The organism is Alistipes sp. CHKCI003 (assembly GCF_900021155.1).
GTDB classification, from domain to species: Bacteria; Bacteroidota; Bacteroidia; order Bacteroidales; family Rikenellaceae; genus Alistipes; species Alistipes excrementavium.
This window is the reverse complement of the sequence record NZ_FCNT01000101.1, coordinates 21,398-35,021: the sequence shown is the minus strand read 5'-3', so window position 1 is coordinate 35,021 and position 13,624 is coordinate 21,398. Positions and strand designations below refer to the sequence as shown.

The window sequence follows — 13,624 nt, the reverse complement described above, 5'->3', positions numbered from 1 at the left end:
CTCAGGGATCAATCGAGTCGGGCGATGCGCGCCTTGGCTTCGCTCACGATGCCGTCGTCGGCGGGCGAATAACCGTCGGCGACGCTCTGCCACGTGGCGCGCGCCTGAAAGGCGTCGCCCTTGGCGGCATAGACGTCGCCCAAAAGCAGGTAGGCTTTGGCCAGCCAGTAGGCGTGGGGCGTCCGGCGGTCGATGTAGGCGAACACGGCCTTCTCGGCCTTCGCCGGATCGCCCGCATCGAACGTATCCTGCAGGACATAGTAGGCCGAGGCCGCACCCTCGGCGCTCTTCACTTCGGAGGAGAGCCGGCGATAGATCTTCACGGCTTCCTTCCAGTCGCCCCCCTCGCGGAGCTGCTCGGCCAGTGCGAACTGCGATTCGCGCACGGCGACCGCACCGGCATCGGCCGAAGCGGCCACGTCGGCGGCCATCGGCGCGATCTTCGCGGGATCGCCTTCGGCCAGCGTGGCCCGCACATAGCCCGTCATGGCCTCGCTGCGGGCTTTCGGCTCTCCGACCGCATCGTAGAGGCGGCGGTAGGCCGAGGCGGCTTCGGCATAACGTCCGTCGTCGCGGGTCATCTCCGCCAGACGGGCGAGCGCCGTGGCCGTGTGGGCGTTGGGACTGCGATCCGCCAGCGCCGCGAGCGTGGCGACGGCTTCGTCCCGCTGCCCCAGACGCAGATAGGTATCGCTCAGATAGTAGAGCGCATCGGTCAGGTAGTAGCCCTTGGGGAAGCGCTCCGCATAGTCTGCGAGCGCACGGGCCGCCGGCCCGTCCTGCCGTGCGAGGTAGAGCTGCTGCGCCGCGGCGAAGGTCAGCGAATCGCGCGCCACGAGCGTAACGTCGCTTTCGAGCCCCGCCCGCTCGGCATAGGCGAAATAGGCGTCGGCGTCGCCGCGCGAAACATAGATGTCGCGGATGCCCTCCAGCGCCCCCTTCGCTTCGGCGGATTGGGGAGCGGCGGAGACCACGCGGTCGTAGTACGCGAGCGATTTCTCCTCGTCGCCGAGGTTGAGCCACGCCAGTCCCAGATCGGCGAGCGCCTGCGTGCGCATCGGCGACGAAGGGTAGTCGGCCACGAAGCGTTCGAGCGCACGGGCTCCCTCGGCGTACTGCTCTGCGGCGATATAGGTGCGGCCCAGCTCGTAGGAGGCGTCGTCCGCATAGTCGCCCTCGCCCGCGGCGATGATCCCCCGCAGGGCCTCGATCTTGGCCTGAGGTTCATGCAGAATGCCGAGCGTTACGGCCCGCTGATACTGTGCATAGTATTTCGCAGGGCCGCCCGCGGCGACGGCCTTCGCATAGCTCTCCGACGCCGCTTCGAAATCGCGGGCGGCATACTGCGTGTCGCCCAGCCGGTTCCACGCATCGGCGCGGTAGTCGTCGGCCGTGCGGCGGAGCGACAGGAATTTCGAGAAAGCCTCGCCGGCCTCGGGCATCCGCTCCTCCGAAAAACGGCAGTAGCCGAGGTTGTACCACGCCAGCGCATACTCCGCCGCGCTGCGGGGAGCGCGTCTCAGGTAGGCGTCGTAGCATTTCGCCGCGGCAGCGTAATCGCCGTCGGCATAGGCCATCTCGCCCTGCCAGAAGAGCGCGAGCGCATTGTATTTGGGACTCACGCCCACCGCAGCGGATTCGGCCATGAGCCGTGCGGCGGCCGCACGGTCGCCGCCGGTCCACGCTTCGAGCGCGCGGAAGTAGGCGATCTTCTGCAAGGCGGCGCGCAGCTCCGCGTCGGGCGAAGGCACCGACCGGAGGGCTTCGTAGGCGGCGTCGTAGTTGCGCGAATTGTAGTAGGCGGCCACGAGCAGCTGTCGCGCCTCGGCCGTGCGGGGCGATGAGGGGTAGCGCTCGATGTAGCGCGTGAGGAGGTTGATCGCCTCGTTGAAGACGCCGCCGCCCAGTTCGTACTGCAATTTGCCGTAATTGAACAGGGCGTCTTCGGCGATCGAAGCGTCGAACGCATCGTTGGCGGCCATGGCGAACGACTGCATCGCCTCGCGCTTGGCGCCCCGTCGGATGCAGCAGTCGGCCAGATGGTAGGAGGCGTTTTGCGTCAGAGCGTCGTCGGCGCCGCACGCACGGCGCAGGTAGCCCTCGGCATCGGCATAGCGGGCCGTGCGGTAGAGCGAGTATCCCATCAGATACTCCTCGTTGCGGCCGAAGTCGCCTCCGTCGCGGCGGTAGGCCGATAGATAACCGACGGTTTTGTCGTAGTCGCCCAGATGGTACCACGACTCGGCCAGCACCCGTTCGAGCTCGGTGCGGTGCCGGGGCGCGGCTTTCGCGGCCAGCGCATCGCCCTCGCGGACGACATAGTCGTAGTCGCCCTCCATGAATTCGAGCTGGAGCAGGTAGTAAGGCACCAGAGGCGCATAAGCGTCGCTCGACGCGAGGCGGTTGAAGCCCAGCTTGGCGCGGTCGTAGTCGCCGCGGGCATAGTCGATGTAGGATTTGTAGTAGAGCGCATGGTCGGCGTACTCGCTGCGCGGCTCCACACGGTCGAAGTAACCGTAGGCTTCGTCGTAGCGGCCGGCGCAGAAGGCCGCATAGCCCATGCGGACGTCGTACTGCGCCTTGCGCTGCGCGCCGAGCGACCGGTAATCCACCTCGGCGAAGGTGCGGGCCGCAGCGGCCATGTCGCCCGCCGTGCAGTAGTACGATGCCAGCGAGAAAAGCACGTCGTTGCCGAAGACCGAACCGGGCCACCGCTCCACGAAACCCTTCAACGCCCCCTCGGCATCCCGGTCGCCCAGCTCGACGGCGCAGGCCGCCAGATAGAACTCGACCTTCTGGCGTTCGTAGCGGTCGTCGGGCGCGAGCCCCTGCTGCGCCCGCAGAAATTCGTGGCGGGCGTCGTTCCAGCGGCCGTAGTCGAACAGCTCGACGCCGCGGTCGATGAGAGCGAGGGTTTCGGGTTCGGCGGCGCGCCCCGCACGGATGCAGAGGAGCCCCGCGATGAGGATCGGCAGGATGATCGGATTGCTGCGCATAGGTACCGGTATATAGTCGGACAAAGATACGAATTTTTCAGTTCGGGCACACCATAAGGAACGATTATTGCCCCCGCTTTATTATCATTCGAAAAACCGTAACAGGACCGATTCGTGCACTGCGCGTTTTCATCCCGGATTCCGCAGCCGGCCGCCGTCATCCGCAGCCCGAGGCCGCGTCTGCGGGGCCGACGCCCCGAACCCCTATCCGCCGGGGATTTCGGGCGACCCCGTCCGGCGGTTGCGTCCGATGAAGCGCCATGCACGGAGACATTCTTTTACATTCTAAACACTTAACACTATGATCGAAAAAGTAACTTTGGAAATGAACGACAAGTCGGGGTTCGATCTGAGCGGAGACACGGCCTGCGCCGACCTCAACCCCAAAGCGCTGCTGCTCTACGCCGGAGCCAAATGCGCCGGGCTCACCGCCCTGAGGATCATGCAAAAGGAGCGCATAACGCCCGTCCGGTTCGAAATCAGCATGTCGGGCGAGCTCTCCACCGACACCGTGCAGTCGGAGAGCGTCTTCCGTTCGTTCAACGTGGTCTACAACGTCGAATGCGCCCGCTACGACGAACAGTCGAAAGTCAGCCGTGCCGTCAACCTCTCCCACGAGAAATACTGCGGAACGGTGCAGATGCTGGGACGCATCGCACCCGTCTCCCACGAAACGGCCATCGTCAGCACCCAGTCCGCCGAAGCTTAGCGGGCCGTGATGCGCAGGTAGGCCGACACGGCGTCGGCATAGCTGTAACGCGCCTGTATGGAGTTCGTGTAGAGCTGAATCCAGCTCAACTGGGCTTGCAGCACGTCGAGAATCGTGGCGAGTCCCTCCACGTAGGAATAGGTGCTGATTTCGAGATTTTCGCCCGCGATGCGCAGGCTCTCCTCCGTGGCGGAGACCTGCGCATTGCTCTTGACCACGGCCGTCCAGCCGTTGGTCTCCTCGCGCACGATGTCGTCGCGCAGCTGGGCCGCGCTCCATTCGCTCCGCAGCTCCGCGGCACGCGCCGCCCCCACCGCGCGCCTCCGCTCGCCCCAATGGAAAATCGGCACGCTCACCCGCACGAAGGCCGACCCGTCGATCCGCGTGCGGCCCGTGCGGTTGGGCGTATGAGGCTGCCACGAGCCGCCCACGCCGACGCTCACCTGCGGATCGAACGGTGCGCGGGCCGCCTCGACGCCCCACGCCGCCTGCTCGGTCCGCAGCGCAGCGGCGGCATAGTCCGCCCGCCTAAGAAGCGCCGCATCGGGCGATACTCGCCCGGGCATCGGGATCGAGTCGCGGATCGACTGCGCGAGCCGCACTTCCGTTTCGACCGGCATGCCGCGCAGGATGTTGAAGTTGTGGAGCGCCACCGAGAGATTCTGCTCGGCATTCACCAGCCCGTACTCGGCCTCGCTCAGCCGCGCGTCGATCATCAGCACGTCGCCCTTGGCGATGTACCCTTCGGCGAAACGCCGTTCGACGACCTCCCGAAGCGAGCGGATGATGCCCACGTACTCCCTCATGGCGGCGGCGAAGATGCGCAGCGACGAGAGGTTCCAGTAGGCGTAGTCGGCGGCATAGCGCACGTCGCAGCGCGCGAACTCCTCCTCGCACAGCGCGATGTCGTAGCCCAGCTCCGCCCGACGGTGGGCGGCCCGCACGGCTCCGCCGCCGTAGAGCGTCTGCACGATCTGGGGCAACACGCCGAAAGTCCACGATTTCTGTCCGTCCTCGCGGCGGAACGCGACCGTGAAGCTGCCGTCGAGCGACAACTGCGGCAGATAGCCCGTGCGGGCCTGCCCCGCGCGCTCGGCGGCTTCGCCGCTCGCGGCGGCGGCCATGCGGAGCCGGCGGCTGTAAGCGGCCACGTCGGCGCGGTAGTCGTCGAGCGTGATCTGGGCCGCAAGCGGCAGCCACAAAAGGAGGCAAAACGCGGAAAGCACCGATTTTCTCATGGTTTGCGGATTTTGTAGAACAGCGCATAGACGACCGGCAGCACGCAGATCGTCAGGAGCGTGGCGACCAGCAGTCCGCCCATGATCGTGGCGGCCATCGCCCCGAACATCGAATCGAACAACAGCGGCAGCATGCCGAGGATCGTCGTGCCCGAAGCCACCGCCACGGGCACGATGCGGCTGCGCGTGGCCGAGACGAGCGCATCGTAGGGGGTCATGCCCGAAGCGCGCAGCACGCCGATCCGCTCGACGAGCACCACGGCGTTCTTGATGTTCATGCCCACCAGCCCGAGCAGTCCCAGCAGCGAAAAGAAGTTGAAGACCTTGCCCGTCGCCGCCAGCCCGAGCACCACGCCGATGAAGATCAGCGGGATCATCAGCAGGATCACCGCAGGCTCCCGGTAGTTGCGGAACAACAGCAGCAGCACGACGAAGATCAGCACCAGCGTGAGCGGCATGTTGGCCGCCAGCGCTTCGTTGGACTCCTGCCGGCTCTCCTGTTCGCCGAAGACCTTGAGCGCATAACCCTCGGGCAGACGCACCTGCCGCTCGACGGAATCGCGCAGCTCGGCGAAGAGCCGCATGGTGTTCGCGCCGCGCGCCGGATCGCACTGCGCCTTCATCACCCGCTGGCGGTCGAAACGCTTCACCACGCCCCGCACGAACCCGAAGCGGAAACTGTCCACGGCCTGTCCGAGCGACCGCACCTTGCCCGACGGGGTGAAGAGCGGCATGGCCTGAAGGTTGGTGAGGTTATAATCGCCGATGCGCTCGTCCTTGAGCAGAATCGGCAACAACTGATCCCCCTCGCGGTATTCGCCCAACCGGAAGCCCTGCGTGGCGACCGTGATGCCCTCGGCCATCTCGCGGCGCGAAATGCCGATGCGCTGTCCCTTCACCTGCGAATAGAAGGGCTGCCACGCCGGTATGCGGTTGCCCCAGCTATTGCGGACGTTCATGGCGCCGGCATTGCGGTGCATGATCTCCTCGGCCTCGCGGGTGAGGCGCACGAGGGTGTCGATGTCGTCGCCGATGAAGCCGAACTCGATGGCGGCGTCGGGCACGGGCGAGAGTTTGAAGAGCGACGAACGCAGCCACACGTCCGGCAGCTCGGCCCCGACGAATGCGGCGAACCGCTCCTCGACGGCGGCCGTGGAGCGCTTGTCGTACAGCTCGACGAGCACGTTGCCGAAGTTGGGCCGCAGCGACACGCTGCTGCTGGCCAGATAGTAGCGCGGCGGCGTGGAGCCCATCGTCGCCGAGACGGTCTTCACCTCGGGCTGGACGCGGAGCCACTCCTCCATGCGGCGGATGTTGCGCTCGGTATCGCGGATGTCGTAGCCCTCGGGCAGGATGACGTCGGCGCGGAAATAGGGTTTGTCGAGCGACGGGAAGAAATTCTGCGGCATGCGTCCCATCACGGCGAGCGAGACGGCGAACAGCGCCGCAACACCGCCGACCACCCACCAGCGGCGGCGGATCAGACCGCCCAGCAGCCGGTCGAAACGGCGGTAGAACGCCGTATCGTAGGGGTCGCGGCGCTGCACGGCGGGCTTGAGCAGGAAGCTGCCGAACAGAGGCGTCTGCGTAAGAGCCAGCACCCAACTGAGCAGCAGCGAGAGCGCCAGCACGACGAACAGCGGCTTGACGATCTCGGCCACGGCCGACGGCGCGAGGTAGAGCGGCAGAAACGAGAAGATGGCGATGAGCGTGGCTCCGAGCAGACTCCAGCGGGGCGCATCGGCGCCTTCGGCTACGGCCTGCAACCGATCCGTGCCGCGGAGCATGGCATGCCGGGCATTGTCCGTAACGACGATGGCGTTGTCCACGAGCATGCCCATGGCGATGATGAATCCGGCGAGCGAGGTGCGGTTGAGCCCCTCGCCGAGGAACTGCATGAGGAGCAGCGTCCCGCCGATCGAGAAGAGCAGCGACGAACCGATCAGCACACCCGCGCGGAAACCCATCACGAGCATGATGACGGCGATGACGATGGCCACCGACTCGGCCAGATTGAGCACGAACGTCGCATTGGCTTCGCGGGCGATGCGGTCCTCGGGGTAGAGCACCGTGAGCTGCATGCCGACGGGCATGTCGCGCGTGGCTTCGTCCAACGCCCGCACGACCCGTGCGCCCGTCTTCACCACGTCGGCCTGCGCCTCGGTCGAGACGCCGATGCCGACGGCACGGCGGCCGTCCACGCGCATGAGCGTCCGCGGCGGCGAGACATAGCCGCGCTCCACGCGAGCGATGTCGCCCAACCGGTACTGCTTGCCCGACGACGAGGTGAGCAGCTGGTCGGCGATGGCGTCGAGGTTCTTGTAGACGCCGTCTTCGAGGATGCGGATGCGCATCTTGCCGGCTTCGACCTCGCCGCTGTCGACGATGGTGTTCTGGCGGCCGATGATCGAGACGATCGTCTCGGGGCGGACGGAGAAATTGGCGAGCGTCGCCAGACTGACGCAGACGTTCACCACGGGCGTCTGCTCGCCGTAGAGGGCCACCTTCTGCACGCCCTCGACCGTTACGAGCGTCCGTTTGATGCGTTGGGCCCACTGCCGCAGCTCGGACCACGAGAAGCCCTCGTCGGCCGAAAGACCGTAGTAGATGCCGTAGACGTCGCCGAAGTCGTCGGCCACGGTAACGGTCGACGCACCGGACGGCAGGCTCGGCTGGATGTCGAGCACCTTGCGTCGAAGTTCGTCCCACAACTGCGGGATCTCCCGCGCCGAAGTGGCGGGGTCGAGCTCGACGAGGATCTTCGAAATGCCGTAATACGATTCGGAGGTTACCTTATGGATGCTGCGCATCGACTGTATCTCGCGTTCGATGGGCTCGGTGATGAGCTGTTCGACCTGCTCGGGCGTCGCACCCGGATAGGAACAGACGAGCGAAGCGCTCTTGATGACGAACGCCGCGTCCTCCTTCTTGCCGAGCGTAGCGAAGCCCGCGGCACCGCCTGCGAGCAGCACGGCGAGGAAGAACCAGACGACCTTGGCGTTGCGGATCGAGTATTCGGGCAGATTCATGGCCGTCTCACTTCAAGATCCGCACCCGCTCGCCGTCCTGCAACCGGTAGACGCCGGCCGAGACGACCCGTTCGCCGGCCACCAGACCGCTGTCGACGACCACGCGGTCCGTGCCGAAGAGCTCGCCCAGCCGTACCGCACGGCGCACGACCGAGTCGCCGGCGACCGTCCAGACGTATTCGCCGCCCGAAGCGGGGGCATAGATCGCCGACACGGGCACCGAAACGGCGCCGGCCACGGGGTCGGCGCTCCGCATAGTAACCAGACACGACATGCCGGGCGAAATGCGGTAGCGCGAGGCGGACGTCCCCTCCAGCGTGAGCGACACGGGAAAGCCCGAAGCATCGGACGAAGTCTTGGCATACTCCTTCAACCGGGCGTCGAAGCGCACGCCGCGGTAGTTGTCGAACTCCACGGCGAACCGCGTCGTGGGAAGCGAGAGCAGGTAGAGCCCCTGTTCGGGGAGGGTGAATTTGACGGTCGTGGTCGTGGGGCCCACGATGCGCAGGATCGGTTCGCCGGACTGCACGCGCTGATAGACGTCCGCATACTTGTCCTCGACCACGGCGTCGAACGGAGCCCGCAGCTTGGTGTCGGCGAGCAGGTCTTTGGAATTTTCATAGGCCGAGCGGGCCTGTGCATAGCGCGTCTGAGCCGCTTCGTACTCCTGACGCGAGACGGCCTCGTGGTCGAGCAGCCGTTTCATGCGTGCGAGCTGCGACTCGGCCTCGGCATAAGCCGATTTGTCGGCATCGACCTTCAGGCGCACGTCGCGCGGGTCGAGCTCGGCGAGCAGCGCTCCCTTCTTCACGTTCTCGCCCTGCGACACGGGTATGTCGAGGATCTGTCCCGAGAGTTTGAACGCGAGATTCACGGCGTCGTCGGGCGTCGCCAGCCCCGCGAAATCCTTGTCGAGAAATTCGGCGCCGGCCGCGACGACGACCTTCACGGGCCGCACCGCAGCCGCATCGGGGCGGGGCGAACCGCAGGAACCGAGCAAAAGGAAGATGAAGAGAGGAATGTTTTCGATGAGCCGGGCGCAACCCGAACCCCGCCCGGAAGACCGCCGGGACGGCGAAACGACTGCAAAAAAACGAACCGTCCCGCCGGGCCAAGCGCAGAGACGAACGCCGGTCCGGGCTAAGCCGAGGCGAGAAACGGCCGAAAGAAATTCAACGGGTGTTCGCATAAGGCACTGATTCGATCGTACCTTACGCGGAAGTCAATTACCGTACCATGCACCGCGCGGCGCCGCTACGGACGAATATCGCGACAATTCTTTTTAGCAGCGATCACTCCGTCGTCGAGCACCACCAGACCGGTCGCGGCCCGAAGCATGGTCTTGAGCACCGTGGCGTCGATGTTGTAACACCGCACCGCCGCACTGCCGTCGAACGAGTGCCATGTTACGCCGTCCAGCGGCTCGGGCGTGAGGCAGACGACCTCCGCACCCTCCGCCTCGGCCGCTCGCACCAGACGGCCCAGACGCCGCTCGCATCCGCGCGGAATCTTGTCGAAAGCCGTAACGCAGATCATGTAGAGACGGCCTCGCGTCGTGAGGATGCGCTCCGTGGCGTCGCCCTCGGCGTCGCGCAGGGCAAATTCGCCGATGAGCGGTTCGACCGCCGGAAGCGGAGCGTCCGTGCGGGTATCGACCCACTCCCACTGCTCCGCATCCTGCCACTCGGGGTCGTCGAGCGAAAATTCGCGCTCCTCGCCCGTCGTGCGGTTGCGGTAGACGAGCACCGTTTCGGACGCTCCGACCGGCTCGGACGCCGCGGCGTGCATCGCCTCGCGGATGTCGACGCCGACCTTGTAGGGCAGGAAGTCGATGAGCGGCAGATGGCGGTAGCAGAACGTCCCGAGCCCCATGGCCAGCGAGAAAAAGAAGAGCGTGAGGACGATCTCCAGCGGCCTGAACGCGAAAACCCGGTCGGGCCTGTAACGGTACCACACCACCCATGCCATCGGCAGCAGGACGAGGTTTTTGAAAAAAGTCTGCCACGGCGTGAGCTTCAGCGCTTCGCCGAAGCATCCGCAGTCCTCGACGGGGATCCACGTGGCGCTGAGCAGCGTGAGCAGCGTGAAGAAGCACATCGAGGCCAGCGCGAAGATCGAAATGAGGCGGATGCGGACCTTGAAGAGCAGCATGCAGCCCATCATGAACTCGGCGCCGCAGAGCCAGATCGAGAAGGCCATACTCCCGGGTTCGAGGTACTCGAAGCCGTAGATCGACAGGTATTCGTTGATCTTGATCGCCGTGCCCCACGGGTCGATCACCTTCGTGAAGCCCGAGACGATGAAGGTCGCAGCCAGAATGATGCGGCAGATGTCCGAAAAGATGCGAAGCGGTCTGGGTTTCATGGCAGGGTCAGTCGAGAAAAGGTGTCAGCGCACCGAGAATGCGCGCGAACGTGGTGTCGGGATCGGTCATCCGTCCGTCGGCGTCGCGGCAATCGACCACACGCAGGCGGTCGTCCGCAGCGGCGGCCTCCAGATAGGTTTCGCGCACGCGGCGCTGGAGCGCGAGCGACGACTCGTAGATGTCCTGTCCGCCTCGCAGGTAGGCACGGTCGTCGCCCTCGCGCTGCTCGGTCAGCCTGCGCTCGACGAAAGCCAGCGGCACGTCGAGAAAGAGCGACACGTCGGGACGCGGGATGCCGTTGTAACCGTATTCGAGGTCGAGGATCCACCGCCCGAGGCGCCGGCGCTCATCGTCCGACCCCCGCAGTTTGGCGCACTGGTAGGCGACATTCGACCAGACATAGCGGTCGAGCAACACCACACGTCCCCCGGCGAGCCATGCGCGGATCTGCGCGGCGGCCCCGGCGCGGTCGCCCGCGAAGAGCAGCGCCACCAGATAGGAGTCCACCTCGTCCGCGGCGCCGAACTCGCCCCGCAGAAAGCGGGCGATCAGCTCGCCGTAGACGGGAGCGTCGAAACGCGGGAAATGGAGGTACTCGACCCCGAGCCCGCGCTCCTCGAAAAAGCGACGCAGCCGCCGCACCTGCGTCGACTTGCCCGCGCCGTCCAATCCTTCCAAAACTACAAACATCTCTTCATCCGTTTTAATACTCGGCCGCCCTCCCCGCAGAGGACACGAATCCGCCCTAACGCAGCATGCGCACCGCACGCTCCACGCCTGCGGCCAGCGCGTCGATCTCCGCGCGCGTGTTGTACAGCGCCAGCGAAGCGCGGCACATGCCCTTCACGCCGTAGTGGGCCATCACCGGTTCGGCGCAGTGTTGCCCCGTCCGCACGGCGATGCCCATCTTGTCGAGAATCATCCCCATGTCGTAGGGGTGCACCCCCTCGACATTGAACGAGAGGATGGCGCACTTGCCGGCCGCGGTGCCGTAGATGCGCAGGCCGTCGATCGACAGCAGCCGCTCGGTCGCATAGCCGAGCAGCTCCGTCTCGTAAGCCTCCACCTCCGCCAGCGGCAGCCCTTCGAGGAACCGCACCGCCTCGCCCAGTCCGACGGCGCCGACGAAATTCGCCGTACCGGCCTCGAACTTCAGAGGCACGGGAGCAAACGTCGTCTCGTCGAACGACACGCGGTCCACCATGTCGCCGCCGCACAGGAACGGCGGCATCGCCTCCAGCAACTCGCGGCGCCCCCAAAGGACGCCGATCCCTGTCGGACCGTAGAGTTTGTGGCCCGAGAAGGCATAGAAGTCGCAACCGAGCGTCCGCATGTCCGCTCCGCCGTGGACGATGCCCTGACAGCCGTCCACGACGACGACGGCCCCCACGGCGTGCGCCGCCTCGGCCACGGGCCGCAGATCGGGACGTGTGCCGAGCGTATTCGACGCCTGCGTAACGGCCACGACTTTCGTCCGCCCGTCGAGCAGATCGGGCAGTCGTTCGGTCATCAGCCGCCCCTGCTCGTCGAAGGGCAGCATCCTGAGCTCGGCCCCTTGCCGGCGGGCGATCATCTGCCACGGCACGAGGTTCGAATGATGCTCCATCTCGCTGACGACGACGTTGTCGCCGGCCCCGAGGTTCGCCCCGCCCCACGCATAGGCTACCGTATTGAGCGATGCCGTGGCGCCCGCCGTGAAGATCACCTCCTCCTGCGCGGCGCCGATGAACCGGGCGATCCGCGCGCGCGCCGCCTCGTAGAGCGCCGTCGCCTCCTCCGAGAGGTAGTGTGCCCCGCGGTGGACATTGGCATTGAGCTCGCGGTGGAGCCGATCGACCGTGTCGATCACGCACTGCGGTTTCTGTGCCGTGGCGCCGCTGTCGAGGTAGACCAGCGGTTTGCCGTACACTTCACGGGAGAGAATCGGAAACTCCTCCCGGATCTTTTCAACGTCGAACATATCTCGAATCACTTACATTCCCACTCAACCGCCGCGAACGCGGCATCTCCGGCAGCGGCCGGCTTCCCGTCCAGCCTCCCGCCGTCCGGCCCTGCGCTCCCGCAGCTCCGGCGGCTCCCGCAGCCGGCCAGACTTCTTCCGGCGAGGCTCTCCTCCGACAGCGGTTACATCCGCTTCCGGTCATTCACAGGCCGTCCACATCCGCCCGGCACCTGACGCGGCCGCCATTTCCTGCAATACGCACAACTCCTCGGTCCGGTTTCGCCTCCTCCCGACTGCACCCGATCAGGTGGCGCACAGACATTCGCCGTAAGGAGCAGGTTCCGCGCTCGTGTCCGGCTCCCCCGCTCCACGAACCGACTGTACCCGAGGGTTATTCAGCTCCGATTCCATTTCCGGCATCCGCCGCGGACGCCCGCCTCTGCGCTCCGGCTTCGCCGCACACGCTCCGGCGCCGCGGCCCCGCACCCGGAAACGCCGCCGACATGCCTTCGCCCGGCAGCTACATGCGCTCCAGCTTCGCCGCCACGGCCTCCGTCAGCGCCTCGCGCAGCGGCTCGATGTCGCAGCGGCGCACGATGTCGCCTACGAAGCCCTCGATCTGGAGCGCCCGCGCCTGCGCTTCGCTCAATCCCCGCTGCCGCATGTAGAAAATGGCGTCGGCATCCATCTGCCCCACCGTCGCTCCGTGCGTACACTTCACGTCGTCGGCATAGATTTCGAGCTGCGGACGGGTCGTGATGCGCGCCGTGCGGCTGAGCTGGATGTTGCGGCTCTGCTGCCGGGCGTCGGTGCGCTGAGCGTCGGGCGCCACATAGACCAGTCCGCGGAACTCGCCCTTCGCCTCGCCGCCCGCGATGCCTTTCACGAGCGAATCGCTGCGGCAGTCGGGCACATTGTGTCCGATCCGCACGAAGACCCGGCAATGCTCCTTGCCGGAAGCCAGAAAGACGCCGCGGAGGTCGCACCCGGCCTCGCGGCCGTCGAGTGCGGCGCTGAAGGAGAGGTCGGCGCTCGCAAGCTGAACCATTGTCAGCGAGCAGCTGCTATGCGCGGCCTCGGCGACCGACAGCGAAACGAAGGCTTCGGCCGTGAAAATCTCCGTAACGGAGAGCCGCGCCCCCTCGGCCAGCGCGAGACGGATCTCGGCCTCGACAGGCGCGGCGTGCAGCAGCACGAGCCGCCCCTCGGCACCCTCGGCCACCTCGACCGAGAGTTTGCGCGTATCCGTTACGGCATAGGGCCTCACGCAGGTGCCGTCGATACGGAGCACCTGCCCGTCGAACGAGGCGAAACCGCCGCCGCGGATGATCTCCTGCACCTCCAT

9 protein-coding genes are annotated in these 13,624 nt (G+C 66.2%); 1 reads left to right on the top strand and 8 read right to left on the bottom strand.

The window, feature by feature from the left end; all coding sequences use genetic code 11:
* Positions 1 to 8 precede the first annotated feature (8 nt).
* Positions 9 to 3,020 carry a tetratricopeptide repeat protein gene (locus BN3659_RS12460; RefSeq protein ID WP_224757813.1) on the bottom strand — a complete coding sequence of 1,004 codons (3,012 nt, stop codon included), beginning with the start codon at positions 3,018 to 3,020 and terminating at the stop codon, positions 9 to 11.
* 277 nt (positions 3,021 to 3,297) lie between these two features.
* On the opposite strand from BN3659_RS12460, the gene BN3659_RS12455 reads away from it, so the two are divergent.
* On the top strand, positions 3,298 to 3,705 hold the full coding sequence (locus BN3659_RS12455) for an OsmC family protein (protein WP_091537320.1): 408 nt from the start codon (positions 3,298 to 3,300) through the stop codon (positions 3,703 to 3,705).
* Here BN3659_RS12455 and BN3659_RS12450 read toward each other — a convergent pair.
* The 7 genes from BN3659_RS12450 to BN3659_RS12420 all read right to left on the bottom strand — a co-directional run bounded on the left by BN3659_RS12450 (position 3,702) and on the right by BN3659_RS12420 (position 13,624).
* Positions 3,702 to 4,943, bottom strand: coding sequence for a TolC family protein (locus tag BN3659_RS12450; protein WP_091537318.1), 1,242 nt, complete (start codon positions 4,941 to 4,943; stop codon positions 3,702 to 3,704). The genes BN3659_RS12455 and BN3659_RS12450 overlap by 4 nt on opposite strands.
* Entirely contained in the window at positions 4,940 to 7,972 is a 3,033-nt protein-coding gene (locus BN3659_RS12445; RefSeq protein ID WP_091537317.1) for an efflux RND transporter permease subunit, read from the bottom strand. Before BN3659_RS12445 ends, BN3659_RS12450 begins: the two co-directional genes overlap by 4 nt.
* 7 nt (positions 7,973 to 7,979) lie before the next feature.
* On the bottom strand, positions 7,980 to 8,972 hold the full coding sequence (locus tag BN3659_RS12440; protein ID WP_224757812.1) for an efflux RND transporter periplasmic adaptor subunit: 993 nt from the start codon (positions 8,970 to 8,972) through the stop codon (positions 7,980 to 7,982).
* Positions 8,973 to 9,226: 254 nt separating this feature from the next.
* Positions 9,227 to 10,336, bottom strand: coding sequence for a BT_3928 family protein (locus BN3659_RS12435; protein WP_091537314.1), 1,110 nt, complete (start codon positions 10,334 to 10,336; stop codon positions 9,227 to 9,229).
* 7 nt (positions 10,337 to 10,343) lie between these two features.
* A complete protein-coding gene (locus tag BN3659_RS12430; protein ID WP_091537312.1) occupies positions 10,344 to 11,027 on the bottom strand; it encodes a nucleoside/nucleotide kinase family protein in 684 nt (227 codons plus the stop codon).
* A 55-nt stretch (positions 11,028 to 11,082) separates the two neighbouring features.
* A complete protein-coding gene (locus BN3659_RS12425; protein WP_091537310.1) occupies positions 11,083 to 12,297 on the bottom strand; it encodes a SufS family cysteine desulfurase in 1,215 nt (404 codons plus the stop codon).
* A gap of 502 nt (positions 12,298 to 12,799) precedes the next feature.
* On the bottom strand, positions 12,800 to 13,624 hold the full coding sequence (locus tag BN3659_RS12420) for a SufD family Fe-S cluster assembly protein (RefSeq protein ID WP_091537308.1): 825 nt from the start codon (positions 13,622 to 13,624) through the stop codon (positions 12,800 to 12,802).